Below are 18219 nucleotides of genomic sequence, written 5' to 3'. Positions count from 1 at the left end.
TCCATGTGGTCTTATTGGAGACTTCACAAATATCCCATACTTTTTGTACTGGGAAGCCTTCTCTTTTATGTCAGCTTCGCCTACGACTTAAATCGAACTGACTTTGTCAAACTGATCACGCTCTATGCGGGAATGTCCTTTTTATGCCTCAAACTGATTCAGTTTGAAAAGCGGAATTTCAAATTCCTTTTGATTTCTGGCTTACTGTTTCGACTTGTGTTCCTTTGGATGGAACCCAATCTTTCCCAAGATTTTTACCGTTTTATCTGGGACGGGGAATTGATTAAAAATGGAATCAATCCATACATTCATCTTCCCAAGGACCTTATCCTTCAAAACAACCTCCCTATCTCAAACGCCGATCAACTTTTTGCGGGCATGGGAGAGCTCAGCGCAAAGCACTTCAGTAATTATCCTCCGTTGAACCAGATTATTTTTACTATTGCAGCGTTCTTTGGAGGCGGAAGTATTCCAGGCTCTGTCATCGCCATGCGGCTCCTAATCATCATGGCCGATATCGGAGTTCTACTTTTTGCAGGAAAGCTACTTAAACATCTTAACCTGTCCCCAGACTTTGCATTCTGGTACTTTCTCAACCCATTGGTCATTATCGAACTAACGGGTAATCTCCATTTTGAAGGGGTAATGCTGTTTTTCTTTGTTTGGGCACTTTATCTGGTTTCTAAAGGAAAGTGGAGGGTCGCCGCTCCCGTTTACGCGCTGTCCATTATGACGAAATTGGTTCCCATATTGTTTCTGCCCTTGTTTCTAAGATACTTTGGGATAAAAAAAAGTATAGGTTTTTACTTCTTTACGGGCACGGCATGTCTTTTACTGCTTCTCCCCTTTTATTCATCCGTTTTTGTCGACAATTACTCTGAAACTGTGGGATTGTGGTTCTCCAATTTTGAATTTAATGCAGGCCTTTACAACCTGGTAAAACATATCGGAACAACATACTTTGATGCCAAGCCTTGGGAACTCATAAAAAGTTATGGCAAGGTCATGGTGCTGGCCGTAATTGGCATCACCTTGGTGCTGGCCTTCTTTCGGAAAAATGAGCATTTCAATACTTTGCTAAAATCCATGTTATGGGTATTGGCTTGCTATCTTTTTCTCTCCAGCACGGTACATCCCTGGTATATTGTCTTTCTTTTGGTGTTGGGTATTTTTACCAAGTACCGATTTCCTTTGGTATGGTCAATTACTGTTATGTTGAGTTATTGGGCCTATTCCAATCCGGATTATACCGAAAATCTATGGCTCTTGCTCATCGAATATTTAGCAGTGTTCGGCGTTATGATTTATGAATTGACCGCTAAAGAAGGAAAAAAGTTAGATTTCTTTAAAAAATTGGGTGCAAACTAGGCCAATTGGAATTAATTTGTACTTTTAACCCATAATGAAAGAACAAAAAGACATATTCTTTTCTTTGGGCATCACAGCTCCCGTACGTCCTTTCGCTTCCCGCCGTCGCCCGTAAGGGTGCACATCAGTTATGGAAATAGGTGAGTCCATTTCCGCAAAAACTCCAAGATTTTTAGTTCATTTTTCAGTTTAAATCAAAGTAGCAATGGAAATTTTAGTTGCTAACGAATCACATTTTAAGTACGCACAGATCATAAGTGATACCATTACCGACTCTGCAAAGGTCAGAGGTACCGGTATTGCGCAAAGAACACCTGAATACATCATCAAAAGATTGCAAAATGGCAATGCCGTGATTGCCCTTGATGGGGATAACTTTGCGGGCTTTTGCTATATCGAAGTTTGGGGCAATAAAAACTTCGTGGCCAACTCGGGCTTGATTGTGCATCCCGATTATCGAAACCAAGGTTTGGCAAAAAAAATTAAAAAAGCCGTTTTTGAACTATCGAGGAAAAAATTTCCCAATGCCAAAATCTTTGGGATTACCACTGGGCTTGCCGTGATGAAAATGAATTATGAACTCGGGTACAAGCCTGTGACTTTTTCAGAGCTCACCGATGATCCGGACTTCTGGAAAGGCTGCCAGACCTGCAAGAACTTTGATATTCTTACTAGAACCGAACGCAAAATGTGCCTTTGTACGGGAATGTTGTACGACTCCAACGCACAAAAATATAAATCGAGAAAGCTTAATGGAAAGGCCTTTCAACGATTAAAGGAAATGAAACAGAACCTTTTCCTAAAAAAGAAAACAAAATGAAAAAACTAGTACTGGCTTACAGCGGCGGATTGGACACATCGTATTGTGCCAAATACCTTTCCCAAGAGGAAGGCTTTGAAGTTCATGCGGTAAGCGTGAACACAGGAGGATTTTCCAAACAGGAAATTTCAGAAATCGAGCAAAAAGCCCTTGAGTTGGGGGCAACCACCTATACTTCCATCGATGCGGTTTCCCATTTCTACGAAAAAGTGGTGAAATATCTGATTTTTGGGAACGTGTTGCGTAATAACACTTATCCACTTTCTGTAAGTGCCGAGCGAATCGTCCAAGCCCTTGAAATTGTGAATTACGCCAAGAAAATGGGCGCAGAATACATCGCTCATGGCAGTACAGGAGCCGGCAACGACCAAGTTCGGTTCGATATGATCTTTCAAATCATGGCTCCTGATATCAAGATTATTACCCCAATTAGGGATAACAAACTGTCTCGAGAGGAAGAAATCGAATATCTACAGAAAAACGGAATCGAATATTCTTGGGAAAAGGCAAAATACTCCATCAACCGAGGCCTATGGGGTACTTCGGTAGGAGGGGATGAAACTTTGACTTCCCATCTGCCTTTACCTGGTACCGCCTATCCAAGCCAGCTCGAAAAAGAAATCCCAAAAGAGTTAAAATTGACCTTTCAAAAAGGGGAATTGGTAGCAATAGATGGAGAAATCGCCACCCCTGTTGAGAATATTGAAAAGCTCTCTGAAATCGCTTCCAAATATGCCATTGGTAGGGACATTCATGTGGGGGACACCATTATTGGGATCAAAGGTCGCGTAGGATTCGAGGCCGCCGCACCTTTGATTATCATAAAAGCGCACCATTTGCTGGAAAAACACACTTTGAGCAAGTGGCAACAATACCAAAAAGAACAGCTGGGGAACTTTTATGGAATGCTGCTGCATGAAGGCAACTATTTGGACGAGGTGATGCGAAACATAGAGATCTTTTTGACCGACACTCAAAAAAATGTATCGGGAAATGTATTTGTCACGCTTCATCCCTATCGTTTTGAGCTGAACGGTGTGAAATCCAATCACGACTTGATGAATGCTTCCTTCGGAAGTTATGGTGAAATGAACAAGGGATGGACTGCCGACGATGCCAAGGGATTCATTAAAATCCTGTCCAACCCAGGAAAAATTGCAACACATTCAAACCTGAGCGATGATTAAAGTTGGAATAATAGGAGGGTCTGGATATACGGGTGGTGAATTAATTCGCTTGCTTCTGAACCATGCAGAAGCGAAGATAGATTTTGTGTTCAGTACCACACGAGCTGGAAAAGCCCTTAGTTCGGCTCATCCGGATATTTTGGGGCTAACCGATATGAAATTTTCAGGGGAAATCAATCCCAATATAGATGTGGTTTTTTTATGTCTCGGTCATGGAAATTCAAAGAAGTTCTTGGAAGAGAACACGTTTAGCCCAGAGACAAAAATCATTGACCTAAGCAATGACTTCAGGCTACAGGAAGATGCGGTTTATCAAGGAAAAACATTTGTTTACGGTCTTCCAGAGTTGCATAAAGAGCAGATAATACCTGCGTCCTATATCGCCAACCCTGGATGTTTTGCGACCGCCGTTCAATTGGCCCTGCTGCCTTTGGCGAAAGCAGGTCGGTTGTCAAATGAAGTCCATATTAATGCCGTGACCGGAAGTACAGGTGCTGGTGTTGGACTATCCGCAACCTCTCACTTTAGCTGGAGAAATAACAATGTTTCATGGTACAAACCTTTCACCCATCAACATTTGGGCGAAATTGGAGAAAGTGTTGCCTCCTTTGGAAATCCTGTGGGAACCCTAAACTTTCTCCCCAATCGTGGAAACTTCACCAGAGGAATTTTTGCAACAGCCTATACAAAATTTGAGGGCGCCTTGGAGGAGGCACAAAGCCTATATGGCGATTTCTATTCCAATGCTGTATTTACCCATGTTTCAGGGGATCCTATTCATCTAAAACAAGTAGTAAACACCAATAACTGCCATATACACCTGCACAAGCACGAAGATGTTTTGCTGATTACTTCAGCAATCGATAACCTTCTGAAAGGTGCCTCGGGACAAGCCATTCAGAATATGAACCTGATTTTTGGTTTTGACGAAAAAGAAGGTTTGCAACTTAAAGCAGGGGTTTTTTAAAAAAGAATATCATGAAAATAGCGATTATAGGAGCCGGAAATTTAGGATTGGCCATTGCCAAAGGAGTTTTGCACAGCAACGGTGCAACCACCATGTATTTGACCAAGCGAAACACAGTGGAAATTCAAAATTTCGAGAAATATGGCAATGTCACGGTCACTTCAAATAACCGAGAAGCAGTAAAAAATTCGGATGTACTCATTTTTGCCGTACAGCCTGGTCATTTTGCGGCCATTTTGGAAGAGATCAAGGACTTGCTCAACGAAAATCATGTCATCATCAGCACCATTACTGGTTTCAGAATTTCCAAAATGGAAGCCATCATAGGATCGGACCAATACATTATTCGAAGTATGCCAAATACGGCCATTTCTGTAGGTAATTCCATGACTTGCATTTGCACCAATGAATTGGGCAAAAAACGCATTGACCTCGCGAAGGCGATATTCAACCGCATGGGACATTCATTAGAAATTCCGGAGGAACAAATGCAGGCGGCTACAGTCATATGTGCTAGCGGTATCGCGTTTTGGATGCGCTTGATACGGGCCACCACGCAAGGTGCCATCCAGCTAGGTTTTGATGCTAAGGAAGCCCAAGAACTTGCCATGCACACTTGCAATGGGGCAGCCAATCTGCTCATTGATTCGGGCACCCATCCGGAAGAAGAAATCGATAGGGTGACCACGCCGAAAGGTTGTACCATTGAAGGTTTGAATGAAATGGAACATCAAGGTCTCAGCTCTTCCTTGATCAAAGGAATTGTGACCTCATTTGAAAAGATTAATCAAATAAGAAAAGGGTAAGATGAAGCTTTTTGATGTATATCCCCTTTACGACGTCTCCCCAGTATCCGCCAAAGGAATTGAAGTGGTTGATGAAAAAGGTGACACCTATCTCGATTTTTATGGAGGCCATGCAGTTATTTCCATTGGGCATTCGCACCCGCATTATGTAAATCGGATAAAGTCCCAATTGGATAAAATTGGTTTTTACAGCAATTCCATCCAAAATCCTCTGCAATTGGAATTGGTAGAAAAGTTGGAAAAGCTCTCAAATTGCAAGGACTACAACTTGTTTCTTTGCAATTCGGGTGCTGAGGCCAATGAAAATGCCTTGAAATTGGCTTCTTTCCACACTGGAAGATCAAAAGTAATTGCTTTTGGGAACAGCTTTCACGGAAGGACCTCCGCAGCGGTAGCGACCACGGACAATCCCGCCATCAACGCCCCCATCAACAAACAGCAACAGGTCACATTCCTGCCTTTGAATGATTTCGAAGCTTTCGAAAAGGCAATTCAAACCAACGACTATTGTGCGGTAATTTTAGAGGCCATTCAAGGGGTCGGCGGATTGGACGAACCTACCACGGAGTTCTTTCAACATATTGCCGAAACGTGCAAAGCCAATGGGATTGTGCTCATTGCAGACGAAGTGCAATCCGGATTTGGGCGAAGTGGAAAATTTTTTGCCTTTCAACATCACGATATTCAGCCCGATATCATTTCCATAGCAAAAGGTATGGGCAACGGTTTCCCCGTGGGAGGAATTCTCATCCATGAATCCATTAAGGCGTCCTATGGGCTTTTGGGCACCACCTTTGGTGGAAATCATCTTGCCTGTGCGGCCACTTTAGCTGTTCTAGAAGTTTTGGAAGACGAAAATTTGATTAAGAATTCTCGAAAGCTTGGAGAATATTTTATGGAAAAGGCGACAGAGCTACCTCATGTGAAAAAGATAAAGGGAAGAGGGCTCATGCTCGGACTTGAATTTGATTTTGAAGTAGCCGACCTCAGAAAACGATTGATCCATAAGCAACACCTATTTGCAGGTGGGTCAAAAAACAAAAAGTTACTCCGGATTCTCCCGGCTCTAAACATTACCAAGTCACATATTGATTTGTTTTTTGATGCACTAAAACAAGAATTGGTATGAAGCATTTTCTCTCTTTGAATGATATTGACTCACTGCCCAATTTGGTGGAAGACGCTATTGCCTTGAAAAAAAGTCCCTACCAGTTTGATGCATTGGGGAAGAACAAGACCATTTGCCTCCTGTTTTTTAATAACAGCCTACGCACCCGATTGAGCACTCAAAAAGCTGCCTTGCATTTGGGCATGCAGGTTTTGATCATGAACTTTGGAAAAGAAGGCTGGACTTTGGAATTTGGTGATGGCACTGTTATGAACCATAGCACTTCGGAACACATCAAAGAAGCTGCCCGCGTGGTTTCACAATACTGTGATATCCTTGCTATCCGTGCATTTGCAGGATTGCAGAACAAGAAAACAGACGAAGCCGAAGAAGTTCTTCGGGGATTTCGAAAATATGCCTCGGTTCCAGTGGTCAATATGGAAAGTTCCACAGCCCACCCGCTTCAAGCCCTGGCAGATGCCATAACCATGGAGGAGAACAAAACTAAAGCAAAGCCAAAGATTGTCCTTTCTTGGGCTCCACATCCCAAAGCACTTCCACATGCGGTGGCAAATTCGTTCGTCTCCATGATAAAGATGCAACATGCTGAATTTGTAATCACGCATCCCAAGGGCTATGAGCTCAATCCAGAAATTACCCATGGATGCCAAATCGAATATGATCAAGCAAAAGCATTGGAACAGGCCGATTTTGTCTATGTGAAAAACTGGAGCAGCTATTCCAATTATGGAAAAGTATTGCATCAGGATTCCAATTGGATGATGACCCAAGAAAAATTGGGAAAAGCAAAATTCATGCATTGCCTTCCTGTACGAAGAAATGTGGTGGTTGAAGATGCAGTATTGGATGGCCCTCAGAGCCTGACCACCGAACAAGCTAACAATCGAACCTTTTCGGTACAGATTGTATTGAAAAAAATCTTGGAAAGTCTATGAAGGAGACCCTGTCCATAGTAAAAATAGGAGGAAATATCATCGAAGATAACGATGGACTTTTCCAATTACTACAATCTTTTTCCCATATGAAAGGTGCCAAAATATTGGTCCACGGTGGAGGCAAAAAGGCTACGGAAATGGGAAATAAACTGGGTATTGAGGCCAAAATGACAAACGGTAGACGAATCACCGATGCACAGAGCTTGGATGTAGCTGTAATGGTCTATGGTGGCTTGGTCAACAAAAATATCGTTGCCAAATTGCAAGGTTTGGGCACCAACTCCATTGGAATGAGCGGAGCGGACGGCGGTTCCATCAGGGCGCATAAAAGGGCTGTCCAAGAGGTGGATTTTGGTTTTGTTGGCGATATTGAAGCCGTCAACGCCCAAGGCGTTTTTAGTCTGCTTCAAACCGGTTTTACTCCTGTTTTTTGTGCGCTTACGCATGATGGTAAAGGTCAATTATTGAATACCAATGCCGATACCATAGCCTCAGAGCTTGCTGTTGGCTTGACGTCCCACTTTGAAACCACGCTTTATTATTGTTTTGAAAAGAAGGGGGTTCTGCGCAATGTTTCTGATGAAAACTCCGTAATTACGCATATTGATTCCCACTCCTATAAAACCCTTTTGGAGGAAGGTATTATTTCGGATGGGATGCTACCGAAACTCCACAATTGTTTTTATGCCTTGCAAAACAAGGTGAAAAAAGTGTGCATTGGCGATAGCAGTATGATTAGGAATGAGTCAACAACTTTTACTACACTCACATTATGAAGGTCGAACAAGAACAACTCACGAACAAAGCCATTGCACTTCTGAAGAAGTTGATCGCTACTCCTTCATTTTCGGGTGAGGAAGACGAAACCGGAGATGCAATTGAGGTCTGGTTGCATGGGTTTGGCGTTAAAACACAAAGACAGTTTAACAACATCTATGCATTCAACAAACATTATGATGAAGGCAAACCTACTCTGTTGCTGAATTCACATCATGATACCGTAAAACCCAATACGGCATACACCAAAGATCCCTTTGATGCCCATGTGGAAGATGGAAAATTATATGGTTTGGGGAGCAATGACGCTGGAGGGTGCTTGGTTTCCTTATTGGCCACTTTTGTACATTTTTATGAGCGGGAAAACTTGAACCATAATATCATTATGGCTGCCACGGCTGAGGAAGAAGATGCCGGAGAAAAAAGCCTAAGGGCCCTGTTGCCGATTCTTCCAGAGATTGATGTGGCCATTGTGGGAGAGCCCACTCTAATGGATCTGGCCATTGCAGAAAAGGGCCTCATTGTTTTTGACGGGGTTGTGGAAGGTACACCTTCACACGCGGCCCATCCCAACAACAACAACTCCATTTACAATAGCATTGAGGTGTTGAATTGGTTCAAAAATTATTCCTTCGATAAAGTATCCGATACGTTGGGAGAAGTAAAAATGACAGTGACCCAAATAAGTGCTGGTCATCAACACAACGTAGTGCCAGCCCATGTTAATTTGGTAGTCGACGTACGTGTAAACGACCGTTACACCAATCAGGAAATTGCCAAGTATTTGGAACAAGAAGCTCCATGTAAGTTGACCCCGAGATCGTTGCGATTGAACTCGTCAGCCATAGACCCTGAACACGGTTTGGTCAAAAGTGGTATTGGCCTTGGGCGAAAAACCTATGGTTCGCCTACCCTTTCCGATCAAGCGGCCTTGAGCTGTCAATCCGTAAAATTGGGGCCTGGGGATAGCACTCGTTCACATTCGGCGAATGAATTTATCCACCTACATGAGATTGAAGAAGGTATTGATTTGTATATTAAAATTTTGGAAGGATTTCTTTCCGAGAACTAAAAAGCAAACAGCAAGCATCAGACATCAAACAACTAACATCCACCTAAATGAAACTCTGGGACAAAGGCTTTAGTACAGATAAAAAAATTGACCATTTTACGGTTGGCAACGACCGTGAATTGGACCTCGTTTTGGCGAAGTACGATGTAATGGCCTCAAAGGCCCATGCCAAAATGTTGGGTCATGTTGGGTTAATTACTGCTGAGGAAGCCAAAGGCCTAACACGAGAGTTGGACATTATTGACGAAGCCATTAAAGCTGGAGATTTCACCATCGAGGAGGAGTTTGAGGACATGCATTCAAAAATTGAGTATTTGTTGATCCAAAAATTGGGGGATACCGGGAAGAAAATCCATACCGCGCGATCACGAAACGACCAAGTGCTCGTAGCCATGCAATTATATCTTAAAGATGAACTCGCAGAGGTAAAGAGTTTGGTCAAAACTTTGTTTGATTTGCTGTTGGAGTTGGCCGAAAAGCATCGAAAAGTGCTGCTTCCTGGGTATACACACCTCCAGATTGCCATGCCTTCCTCCTTTGGGCTTTGGTTTTCTGCCTTCGCCGAAAGTTTGGTGGATGATGTTCATTTTTTGAATGCCGCCTTTAAAGCTGCTGACCAAAACCCTTTGGGAAGTGCAGCAGGTTATGGGAGTTCCTTTCCTATTGACCGTACTTTCACCACGGAAGAAATGAATTTTGAAACTTTAAAATACAATGTTGTTGCCGCCCAAATGGGCCGGGGAAAGGCGGAGCGGGCCACGGCCTTTGGCATTTCAAGCGTGGCTTCAACGCTCTCGAAATTAGCGATGGACATTTGCCTGTACATGAGCCAAAACTTCAACTTTATCTCTTTCCCCAACGAATTGACCACGGGGAGTAGCATTATGCCCCACAAGAAAAACCCCGATGTTTTTGAGCTGATCCGGGCCAAATGCAACAAAATCCAAGCGGTGCCGAACCAATTGACCGTGATTATCAATAATCTGCCCAGCGGGTACCACCGTGATCTACAATTGGTAAAGGAAATCATAGTTCCAGCGCTACAAGACATGAAGGCTTGTTTGGAAATGATGCATTTCAGTTTAAAGGAAGTTCAAGTCAATGCTGAGATTCTCGACGACCCCAAGTATGATTATCTATTTAGTGTTGATACCTTGAATGAACTCGTAAAAAATGGAATGCCGTTTCGGGATGCCTATAAAAAAATGGGAGCCGAAATTGAAGCGGGCACCTTTCAACCGAAACGGGACATAGAGCACACCCATGATGGGAGTTTAGGAAATTTGTGTTTGCAGGAGATACGGGCAAAAATGGAAAAGGCCATTATTCTTTAGGGTCTCTAAAAATCGTAAACTAATATTGGAAATCCGTCAATTTCCCTTTTGCAATGCGAGCCGAATTTCCCGAACTTCACTTATCTGGTGCTAAAGATCATTGAAACAGTCCTTAGCTCAATTGTTGTGTGTAATATTTATTGACGATATCCCTTTTAAAATCTTTCTTCCTTTTTTATTATCATCCAATTCTGTCGACCTATTGAAGTGCTTTCAATAGATTTTTATGAAAAACTTGTCCATTTTTCTTTTTAGCAAACGTCTTAACAATATAAACCAATAAACTATACAATTATGGAACGAAACGGATCAGTTATAATTCTAACAATGAGATACAAGGATGCTCAAGCAGCAATTGAGTGGCTATGTAGTACTTTCGGTTTTGAAAAGCATTTGATTGTCCCAAGTGAAAATGAAACTATCGCTCATGCGCAGCTAAAATTTGGTAATTCTATGATAATGTTAGGATCTGAAAACCATAATGAATTTGGTCAATTCATCAAGACCCCTAAAGACCTAAATGGAATTAATACACAAGTCCCATATATCATTGTTGAAGAAATCGATGATCATTATCGTAGCACAGTTGCAGCTGGAGCAAGAATAGTATTAGATATTAAAGACGAGGACTATGGTGGTCGCGGATACAGTTGTCAAGATCCAGAAGGGTACATATGGAATTTTGGCTCATACAATCCATGGGTATAATGAAAACCCTACACACACAATGGCAATAAGTGAGCTTCCAAAAAAAGCCTTTTGCAGAAATTGAATTGACCCTAGTTTGCTCGGTACTACCTTATCATCCTCAGATTAATCACCTCTTGCTCCGTTAAATGCCTCCAATGCCCTCGTGGTAGGTCTTTTTTGGTAAGCCCGGCAAAAATCACACGATCCAACTTGATGACATTATAGTCCAGATGTTCAAAAATTCTTCGGACAATGCGGTTTCGACCACTGTGAATCTCTATACCCACCTCTTTTTTGGGTTGGCCTTGAATATAACTCACTTGGTCCACCTCAATGGTGCCATCCTCCAATTCCAATCCCGCTTCAATTTTTCGGAGGTCGGTTAGCGCAAGATTTTTATCCAAAGTGACCTGGTAAATCTTTCGAACCCCATGTTTGGGATGGGTCAGTTTTTTGGTGATATCCCCGTCATTGGTGAACAATAAAAGTCCAGTGGTATTGCGGTCCAGTCGACCCACGGGCAACAAACGTGCCTTAGAGGCACTAGAAACCAATTCCATTACCGTGCGGCGACCTTTTTCATCACTGGTGGTTGTAATGAAATTCTTGGGTTTGTTCAAGAGCACATATTCCTTCTTTTCCAAGCTGAGCTTCCGCCCATCAAAACGAACATCATCGGAACGTTTTACCTTAAATCCCATTTCGGTAATGACCTTGCCATTCACGGTAACATTTCCAGCGGCAATATAAGTGTCCGCCTCCCTACGGGAACAAATACCCGCATTGGCAATATACCGGTTCAACCGAATCTCATCGGGGTTTGATTTTGGTGCCGGTCTTTGGGGTCTGTCCTGTGATTTGGGCTTTCGGGCAAATTGCTTTTTCTGTGGTCCCTTGGAAGAATGCTTCGAAGGTTTTCGCCCTCGATTATAGTCTGATTTCGCCATCAGTCATTAAATTTTTTGCAAAGGTAGGTAATCCTTTCTGCCTGAGCACCTTTGGACAGGGCTCAATATGAAAAGAAAACTATTCTTTAAAATCCACAGTGGATTGTCGTTCGCGGTTGACTGTTAATTTGGTGACATCAGGGCGGGAATAGTGCCCTACTGGGTCAAAGTTTTGTCGTTCTTCATAGACTCGGTTTACGTCTAAAGTGTGGTAAATCAATCCCTCTTTATTGATCACGGGTTCAACCAACCACTCGCCATCAGGTCCAGCTATACAAGACCCTCCATTGGCTAAAACTTTTGGTGCTTTTTGCAAGATTTTATCCAAGTGAGGTGTATCATCTGGAAAATCGGAAGTTCGCATCATGGAGGAAACCGAAATCACATAGCTTCGGGATTCCCTGGCGATAAAACGGGTAATATCTTGAGTGTTATTGAGGTTTCCGGGCCATATGGCTACATGTAAATTCTCCCCTTGCCCATAAAGGGCAGTTCGTGGCAGGGGCATCCAGTTTTCCCAACAGTTGAGTCCACCGACCGTGAATTGCTTCAGTGCATGCACTCGTAACCCGTTTCCATCACCAGGAGCCCAGGTCAGGCGTTCATCGTAGGTGGGTTGCAACTTTCGGTGCACGGATTTGATTTCCCCTTGTTGGTCAATGTATACCAAAGAGCAATACAAACTATGGCCTCCCCGGTCTTTGGCGCGTTCCATCATGCCTAAATACACGGCCATGTTCTTCTCTTTTGCGAGCTTGCACAAATCGTCCAGTTCCCCGGCTTCAATCTGAATGGAATTTCGGGTGTAGTGGGCATGCAACTCTTTGTTGATCTTCAAATCCCAAGCTGCCCCTTCGGTATAGGCCAACCAAAACGGGTAACCGGGCAGAAAGGCTTCGCCAAAAACAATTAATTCAGCTTCTTCGTTAGAAGCTTCCAGAATGGTACTTTTTACTTTGTCGAGGGTAGCTTTTTTATTCAGCCAAACCGGAGCAATTTGGGCCATAGCCACTTTAAGATGATTTTCCATTATAAAATTCGATTTAGGACCAAGTCCACATCAATCAGCAAAATACTGAAAACTCCCGCGACTATGATAAACTTTAGGATATTGTGCAGCCAAACATAATGCTTTTTCCCAGCGGCCTTCCAAAGCAGCACCAGAAAAAGCCCCAACAGAACGATGCATAACCAAAAGTACAGATACATATAACCCACATCAAAGATTTTGATCAGCAGTAGGGCGGGTATCCAAGTGAGAAGAATCAATAAGGCAATCAATCCTTTGGAAATCTTTGCTCCATATAGAATGGGTATGGTTCGATAATTTTGAGCGAGATCACCAGCCATATTTTCCAGATCCTTGATCATTTCACGTGCCAAAATCAAAAGGAACAGAAAGAGGGCATGGACAAAAATGACGGTCTCAAAATTTTTATAGTAAACAAAGACCACAAAAAACGGAGCAATCGCCAAAGTAGCCGAAACCAAGTTTCCCAAGAAGGGAATCCGTTTTAGTTTATGCGAATACAACCAAATACCAAAAATGTAGGCAGAGAAAAAGAAAACAGCCCTGAAGGAAATATAACTTGCCGCAATTACCGCCAGAAAATTAAGGATGAAATAGGTGGTCAATTTAAAGCGTTGGCTCACCAAACGGTCCAGCATACTTTTGGTGGGTTTATTGATCAAATCCTTTTCGGCATCATAAAAGTTGTTGATAATATAGCCACTGGCAATCACCAAAGCTGAAGCGGTCACAATCAAAAAAAGATTAATGTCGAGAATAACATCTCGAAGGGGAAGGTCGGGAGAAAGAATATAGATGGATGCCAAGTACTGGGCAAGGGTAATCACCAAGATGTTGTAGCCCCTCACCACGGAAAACAGACTCAACAGCTTAAAAAGCAAGAGTTTGTTTTTTCGACTAAGCATTTTTAGGATTTAGAAGTTGTAGACCACTTCCAATTTGTGTCCGACAAGGGATTCTTTGGCTTTTTCGAAGTCTTGGGTAAACCCTAAAATGTAGCCTCCACCACCAGAACCACATAGTTTAAGGTAATAGTCGTTGGTTTCGATTCCCTTTTGCCATAGATCATGGAACTTGGAAGGAATCATTGGCTTAAAATTATCCAAAACCACATGGGAAAGCTGCTTTAGGTTTCCAAAAAGGGATTTGACGTTACCATTCAAGAAATCCTCCACACAAGCATCGGTATGTTTGATGAACTGGTTTTTGATCATGCTTCGGAAGCCTTCCTGCTTCATCTTTTCCATGAAAATTTGAACCATGGGCGCGGTTTCGCCGGTCATGCCACTGTCCAACAAAAATACTGCACCTTTTCCTTTCTTATTTTGGGAAGGAATGCTGGTGGACTCAATATTGTCTTTGGAATTGATTAAGATAGGCAAACTCAAATAGCTGTTCAAAGGATCTAAACCTGAAGACTTTCCATGAAAAAACGATTCCATTTTTGAGAAAATCGCCTTCAATTTCAGAAGCTTTTCACGGGTCAAGTTTTCAAGAACCGTGATTTTATCATTGGAATATTTGTCATAAATGGCCGCTACCAAGGCACCACTACTTCCAATTCCGTAGCCTTGGGGTATGGAACTGTCGAAATACATTCCCTTTTCAACATCTTCCTTCAAGGATTTCAAATCAAAAGAGACCCATTGGCTATCCTCCATTTCCAAATTTTCAAGGTATTCGGCAAATAGGTGTAAACTTTGATTCGAATTTTTTGCAGACTCTGAAGGGTTCTCATCGGTCTTCAAAGCTCCCTTAAAAAAGTTATAGGGAATGGAAAGTCCTTTGGAATCCTTAATGATTCCGTACTCCCCGAAGAGTAGAATTTTAGAATAAAAAAGCGGTCCTTTCATAGTCGATTGCTTCAAAAATTATTTTTGTTCAACCTTTTACTGTTTAAAGATAAACAAAAATGCAATGGTATTTCATTTTTAGGAATTCTTTGGCTTTTGATGAATACTAACAGTAAAAATTCACCTTGAATCTCTGTTACCGGTATTTATTCTACCTGCCTTTATTCCAATTCAATGGCAAATATACTTCGATTACGGCAAAGCACAACAAACTTGGCCAGACCTTGTTCCGATATAGCCACATTCTAGTAGATTATGGTTGGGGCACTTGGCTATCCTTCCGTTAAATCAGATGAAGCATATGTCAGGAAATCATTACTTTTATTTAAAGAAAATGTTAACCGTATTAAATGAAGTGGGTAATAACGCCTTGGGCAGTACTCAGGACACTACTTGTTATTATTGGAATCTTGTTAGTTTTTAATGTTATAAGTTTGGCGGTTAGCCTTAACACTGATGACTCACTAATTAAAAAAGCAGCATCCTTATTTGATTTAAACAGTGAAGATAACCTCCCCACACTATACGCTACGCTTTCTCTTTTTTTATCTGCTTTTCTTCTCTTTTACATAGCTCAAAGTTCAAGCAATCCTAAATCCAAGAAGAATTTATGGTTATTACTTTGCTTCATATTCATCTTTCTAGGTTTTGATGAGATGTTCTCATTTCATGAGGTTTTGATGGAATTGATAAGGAGCCACTTTGAAGTAGGAGGATATCTTTACTTTGCATGGGTGATTCCATATGGCATAGCGGTAATTGTACTGGGTGTACTCTATCTTCCTTTCTTATTGAATCTCCCCAAAAAAATTCGCTTGCTTTTTGTTCTATCCGGGCTCATCTTTGTTTTTGGAGCTCTTGGTATAGAATTGTTTGAGGGAAAACACTACGAAGTCAATGGAGAGGATTTTCGATTTGCGGTTTTTTACACTATCGAAGAAGTTTTGGAAATGCTTGGAATAGCGCTATTTATTTACAGTTTGCTTATTTATATCTCGTCTTATTCGAAAAAGAGTTCCTTAACAATCAAAATAAGGGCCAAACAAACAGGCCTTCCCTAGGTTGGTATTGCTACTTCAGAAAGCGCTTGATCTTACAACAAAACTGCTCCTTTTCCTAATTGATCATCAATCCATTGTCCATTCTCGCAATGTGCAACCAATTCATTCTGAATGAATTGTGACACCACGTCTTTTATGGATTTCGGATACAGCATGTGTACGTTGGCTCCTGCATCCAACGTGAAACAAACCGAGTGATTTGTCTTTTCACGATATTGCCAAATCTTGTTGATGATTTCGAGTGTGTCAGGCTTCATTAAAATGAAATAAGGTAGGCTTGTGAGCATCATCGCATGAAGGGTCAGCGCCTCACTTTCCACAATCTTAATAAAAGCTTCCAAATCGCCCTGGGCCAAAATGGGTTTTAAGTTTTTCAAATTTTCATGGGCCTGTGAAAAACGCCCTTCAGCATAGGGGTGATCGTGCATCAAATTATGCCCTACCGTGCTACTGACCTGTTTTTGACCTTTATGAACAAGCAAAATAGTATCTTGAAAATCTTGAAAAACCGGATGGACTTCAAACGGATATTGAATTCCAAATAAGTCGGAACTCCCCGAAATGGAGTCAGTACCCCCCCATTGTATCAGACCTCCCTCAATACTTCTGCAAGCGCTTCCAGAGCCCAATCGAGCCAAAAAGGAAGCCTTTCTATTAAAAAAATCAGCAGTTATGTCACCTAGAATCTGCTTTTCCATGCTCATTAAACATAGGGCGAGCGCAGCCATGCCACTAGCAGAAGATGCTATTCCACTGCTATGGGGAAAAGAATTTGAGGTTTCAATGGTTAAGTGATAATCCTTGACGAAGGGGACATAGTTTTCAATCCGCTCCAAAAAAGTTTGAATCTTAGGGTTAAAACTCTCCTTGGGTTCTCCTTCAAAAAAGAGGTCGAATGAAATTTTTGAATCAGCCCGTCTTTTTCGCCTAAAAGCAAGCGTGGTAGTGGTAGCTGATGTATCTAACGTAAAACTTATGGAAGGATTTGCGGGTATTTGATCTGGCTTTTTTCCCCAATATTTTACTAAAGCAATGTTACTTGGTGCTTTCCAAGTCACTCTACCCTCTTCAGGAAGTACTTTGTACGAGTTGGGAACAAAGTCTTTTTCGGTCATTGAAAACAGTTTGGGCAAATATAGCGCATGGCCTTTTCACCAAAGCGTCAGGATTCAAATAAATTACTATTTTAGGGGAGATACGCCAATCATGAACCGAAAGAGAATTACGTACATCTTTATTACAGTAGTGATATGCCTGTTGATTGGCTTTCTTTCTAGTTTTGCGACGCAAAGTTCCGTGAACACATGGTATACCACCTTGAATAAACCAAGTTTTAACCCACCCAATGAGGTTTTCGCACCAGTTTGGACTGTTTTGTATGTTTTGATGGGTGTTGCTGCCGGAATTGTTTGGTCAAAAGGGTTTCACCATATCTGGGTAAAAACAGCACTCTATCATTTCGGTTTTCAGTTACTTTTCAATGCACTTTGGAGCATTGTCTTTTTTGGATTCCAAAGCCCCTTTTGGGCCCTACTGGTCATTTTGGTTTTGTTGACTCTTATCATATTGACCATTAGATGGTTTAGAGTGGTTAGCAAGGTAGCTGCTATACTACTGATTCCTTACCTCCTTTGGGTAGGTTTCGCTACGGCCCTGAACTATAAGATTTGGATGTTGAATTGAAGATTCATTGAATTTCTGACAAAGCCAACAACTTTTGCAGAGTCCTTAAATTTCTGGCGGTGGCTTCCACGGCAAGTTTCTTTTCGATAAGGTTCGTACTTAGTTTGGCATTGCCATATCCTATTTTACATCTGAGATATACACAGTTCGGGGCAATATGAAAATCTTCGTTTTCAAAACTTAATTGGTTGAACTCTTCCACTAATTGCTCCAGAGGTTCTTGTTTCAACAGTACGAAATAAAGTCGGTTATCTTCTTCTTGGTCTGCGAAAGGATTATTTTTCAAAATTTGTTGAATCTCTTCACTGGTAACCACCAAAACAGGCACTTCAAAACCAAAACTTTTGTAAATGATCGTATGGATTTCGTCAGAAATCGAATGTGGGATTTCCTGTTCACTTTGTAAAACAATATTTCCGCTTTGAATATAGGTTTGCACATTTTGAAGAGTTCTGGTGGATAAGGCTTTCCTTAGCTCGGCCATTTTTATTTTTTTCTGGCCTCCAACATTAATTCCCCTTAATAAAGCGATGTACGTTTTCATTTTTTTGATTTTTATC

Annotated in this window: 19 protein-coding genes; 13 read left to right on the top strand and 6 right to left on the bottom strand. The window is 41.7% G+C overall.

The window, feature by feature from the left end:
* Positions 1 to 3 precede the first annotated feature (3 nt).
* The 11 genes from mptB (at position 4) to EW142_RS15225 (ending at position 11103) form a co-directional block, all read left to right on the top strand.
* Entirely contained in the window at positions 4 to 1368 is a 1365-nt protein-coding gene (gene mptB, locus EW142_RS15275) for a polyprenol phosphomannose-dependent alpha 1,6 mannosyltransferase MptB (RefSeq protein WP_130615339.1), read from the top strand.
* A gap of 205 nt (positions 1369 to 1573) precedes the next feature.
* The gene (locus EW142_RS15270) at positions 1574 to 2188 is read left to right on the top strand and encodes a GNAT family N-acetyltransferase (protein ID WP_130615337.1); all 615 of its coding nucleotides are present in this window, start codon (positions 1574 to 1576) and stop codon (positions 2186 to 2188) included.
* Positions 2185 to 3375 carry an argininosuccinate synthase gene (gene argG / locus EW142_RS15265; protein ID WP_130615335.1) on the top strand — a complete coding sequence of 397 codons (1191 nt, stop codon included), beginning with the start codon at positions 2185 to 2187 and terminating at the stop codon, positions 3373 to 3375. Before EW142_RS15270 ends, argG begins: the two co-directional genes overlap by 4 nt.
* Complete coding sequence (argC, locus tag EW142_RS15260) at positions 3368 to 4342, top strand: N-acetyl-gamma-glutamyl-phosphate reductase (RefSeq protein ID WP_130615333.1); 975 nt, start codon at positions 3368 to 3370, stop codon at positions 4340 to 4342. Before argG ends, argC begins: the two co-directional genes overlap by 8 nt.
* An 11-nt stretch (positions 4343 to 4353) precedes the next feature.
* Complete coding sequence (gene proC, locus EW142_RS15255; protein WP_130615331.1) at positions 4354 to 5148, top strand: pyrroline-5-carboxylate reductase; 795 nt, start codon at positions 4354 to 4356, stop codon at positions 5146 to 5148.
* Between the two features lies 1 nt (position 5149).
* Complete coding sequence (locus EW142_RS15250; RefSeq protein ID WP_130615329.1) at positions 5150 to 6277, top strand: aspartate aminotransferase family protein; 1128 nt, start codon at positions 5150 to 5152, stop codon at positions 6275 to 6277.
* A complete protein-coding gene (locus tag EW142_RS15245) occupies positions 6274 to 7212 on the top strand; it encodes a Rossmann-fold NAD(P)-binding domain-containing protein (protein WP_130615327.1) in 939 nt (312 codons plus the stop codon). Before EW142_RS15250 ends, EW142_RS15245 begins: the two co-directional genes overlap by 4 nt.
* Positions 7209 to 7988: an acetylglutamate kinase gene (gene argB, locus EW142_RS15240; protein ID WP_130615325.1), complete on the top strand. Its 780-nt coding sequence runs from the start codon at positions 7209 to 7211 to the stop codon at positions 7986 to 7988. Before EW142_RS15245 ends, argB begins: the two co-directional genes overlap by 4 nt.
* Positions 7985 to 9061, top strand: a complete 1077-nt coding sequence (locus tag EW142_RS15235; RefSeq protein ID WP_130615323.1) for a M20 family metallo-hydrolase — start codon at positions 7985 to 7987, stop codon at positions 9059 to 9061. Before argB ends, EW142_RS15235 begins: the two co-directional genes overlap by 4 nt.
* Before the next feature lie 47 nt (positions 9062 to 9108).
* A complete protein-coding gene (gene argH / locus EW142_RS15230) occupies positions 9109 to 10395 on the top strand; it encodes an argininosuccinate lyase (protein ID WP_130615321.1) in 1287 nt (428 codons plus the stop codon).
* A gap of 327 nt (positions 10396 to 10722) precedes the next feature.
* Complete coding sequence (locus tag EW142_RS15225) at positions 10723 to 11103, top strand: VOC family protein (RefSeq protein ID WP_240740231.1); 381 nt, start codon at positions 10723 to 10725, stop codon at positions 11101 to 11103.
* An 86-nt stretch (positions 11104 to 11189) separates the two neighbouring features.
* Here EW142_RS15225 and EW142_RS15220 read toward each other — a convergent pair whose 3' ends face one another.
* The 4 genes from EW142_RS15220 to EW142_RS15205 all read right to left on the bottom strand — a co-directional run bounded on the left by EW142_RS15220 (position 11190) and on the right by EW142_RS15205 (position 14915).
* A complete protein-coding gene (locus tag EW142_RS15220; protein WP_130615317.1) occupies positions 11190 to 12032 on the bottom strand; it encodes a pseudouridine synthase in 843 nt (280 codons plus the stop codon).
* A 79-nt stretch (positions 12033 to 12111) separates the two neighbouring features.
* The gene (locus EW142_RS15215; RefSeq protein WP_130615315.1) at positions 12112 to 13062 is read right to left on the bottom strand and encodes a carbon-nitrogen hydrolase family protein; all 951 of its coding nucleotides are present in this window, start codon (positions 13060 to 13062) and stop codon (positions 12112 to 12114) included.
* On the bottom strand, positions 13062 to 13967 hold the full coding sequence (locus EW142_RS15210; protein ID WP_130615313.1) for a geranylgeranylglycerol-phosphate geranylgeranyltransferase: 906 nt from the start codon (positions 13965 to 13967) through the stop codon (positions 13062 to 13064). Before EW142_RS15210 ends, EW142_RS15215 begins: the two co-directional genes overlap by 1 nt.
* A 9-nt stretch (positions 13968 to 13976) precedes the next feature.
* Positions 13977 to 14915 (bottom strand): mevalonate kinase family protein, encoded by a 939-nt coding sequence (locus EW142_RS15205; RefSeq protein ID WP_130615311.1) that lies wholly within the window; start codon positions 14913 to 14915, stop codon positions 13977 to 13979.
* Between the two features lie 350 nt (positions 14916 to 15265).
* Between EW142_RS15205 and EW142_RS15200 the strand changes: the two genes are divergently transcribed.
* Positions 15266 to 15976: a hypothetical protein gene (locus tag EW142_RS15200; protein ID WP_130615309.1), complete on the top strand. Its 711-nt coding sequence runs from the start codon at positions 15266 to 15268 to the stop codon at positions 15974 to 15976.
* A gap of 32 nt (positions 15977 to 16008) precedes the next feature.
* Here EW142_RS15200 and EW142_RS15195 read toward each other — a convergent pair whose 3' ends face one another.
* The gene (locus tag EW142_RS15195) at positions 16009 to 17091 is read right to left on the bottom strand and encodes a diphosphomevalonate decarboxylase (RefSeq protein ID WP_130615307.1); all 1083 of its coding nucleotides are present in this window, start codon (positions 17089 to 17091) and stop codon (positions 16009 to 16011) included.
* A 91-nt stretch (positions 17092 to 17182) separates the two neighbouring features.
* On the opposite strand from EW142_RS15195, the gene EW142_RS15190 reads away from it, so the two are divergent.
* Positions 17183 to 17659 (top strand): TspO/MBR family protein, encoded by a 477-nt coding sequence (locus EW142_RS15190; protein ID WP_130615305.1) that lies wholly within the window; start codon positions 17183 to 17185, stop codon positions 17657 to 17659.
* A gap of 4 nt (positions 17660 to 17663) precedes the next feature.
* Here the strand turns inward: EW142_RS15190 and EW142_RS15185 are convergent, their stop codons facing one another.
* On the bottom strand, positions 17664 to 18203 hold the full coding sequence (locus tag EW142_RS15185) for a DUF1697 domain-containing protein (RefSeq protein ID WP_130615303.1): 540 nt from the start codon (positions 18201 to 18203) through the stop codon (positions 17664 to 17666).
* Positions 18204 to 18219: the final 16 nt, after the last annotated feature.

It is taken from the genome of Flagellimonas allohymeniacidonis, assembly GCF_004296335.1.
Taxonomy (GTDB): Bacteria; Bacteroidota; Bacteroidia; order Flavobacteriales; family Flavobacteriaceae; genus Flagellimonas; species Flagellimonas allohymeniacidonis.
This window is presented reverse-complemented; position numbering and strand designations above follow the sequence as displayed.

Coding starts and splice junctions, on each gene's coding strand:
- mptB (WP_130615339.1), top strand. CDS start 4: ATGTGGTCTTATTGGAGACTTCACAAATATCCCATACTTTTTGTACTG.
- EW142_RS15270 (WP_130615337.1), top strand. CDS start 1,574: ATGGAAATTTTAGTTGCTAACGAATCACATTTTAAGTACGCACAGATC.
- argG (WP_130615335.1), top strand. CDS start 2,185: ATGAAAAAACTAGTACTGGCTTACAGCGGCGGATTGGACACATCGTAT.
- argC (WP_130615333.1), top strand. CDS start 3,368: ATGATTAAAGTTGGAATAATAGGAGGGTCTGGATATACGGGTGGTGAA.
- proC (WP_130615331.1), top strand. CDS start 4,354: ATGAAAATAGCGATTATAGGAGCCGGAAATTTAGGATTGGCCATTGCC.
- EW142_RS15250 (WP_130615329.1), top strand. CDS start 5,150: ATGAAGCTTTTTGATGTATATCCCCTTTACGACGTCTCCCCAGTATCC.
- EW142_RS15245 (WP_130615327.1), top strand. CDS start 6,274: ATGAAGCATTTTCTCTCTTTGAATGATATTGACTCACTGCCCAATTTG.
- argB (WP_130615325.1), top strand. CDS start 7,209: ATGAAGGAGACCCTGTCCATAGTAAAAATAGGAGGAAATATCATCGAA.
- EW142_RS15235 (WP_130615323.1), top strand. CDS start 7,985: ATGAAGGTCGAACAAGAACAACTCACGAACAAAGCCATTGCACTTCTG.
- argH (WP_130615321.1), top strand. CDS start 9,109: ATGAAACTCTGGGACAAAGGCTTTAGTACAGATAAAAAAATTGACCAT.
- EW142_RS15225 (WP_240740231.1), top strand. CDS start 10,723: ATGAGATACAAGGATGCTCAAGCAGCAATTGAGTGGCTATGTAGTACT.
- EW142_RS15220 (WP_130615317.1), bottom strand. CDS start 12,032: ATGGCGAAATCAGACTATAATCGAGGGCGAAAACCTTCGAAGCATTCT.
- EW142_RS15215 (WP_130615315.1), bottom strand. CDS start 13,062: ATGGAAAATCATCTTAAAGTGGCTATGGCCCAAATTGCTCCGGTTTGG.
- EW142_RS15210 (WP_130615313.1), bottom strand. CDS start 13,967: ATGCTTAGTCGAAAAAACAAACTCTTGCTTTTTAAGCTGTTGAGTCTG.
- EW142_RS15205 (WP_130615311.1), bottom strand. CDS start 14,915: ATGAAAGGACCGCTTTTTTATTCTAAAATTCTACTCTTCGGGGAGTAC.
- EW142_RS15200 (WP_130615309.1), top strand. CDS start 15,266: ATGAAGTGGGTAATAACGCCTTGGGCAGTACTCAGGACACTACTTGTT.
- EW142_RS15195 (WP_130615307.1), bottom strand. CDS start 17,091: ATGACCGAAAAAGACTTTGTTCCCAACTCGTACAAAGTACTTCCTGAA.
- EW142_RS15190 (WP_130615305.1), top strand. CDS start 17,183: ATGAACCGAAAGAGAATTACGTACATCTTTATTACAGTAGTGATATGC.
- EW142_RS15185 (WP_130615303.1), bottom strand. CDS start 18,203: ATGAAAACGTACATCGCTTTATTAAGGGGAATTAATGTTGGAGGCCAG.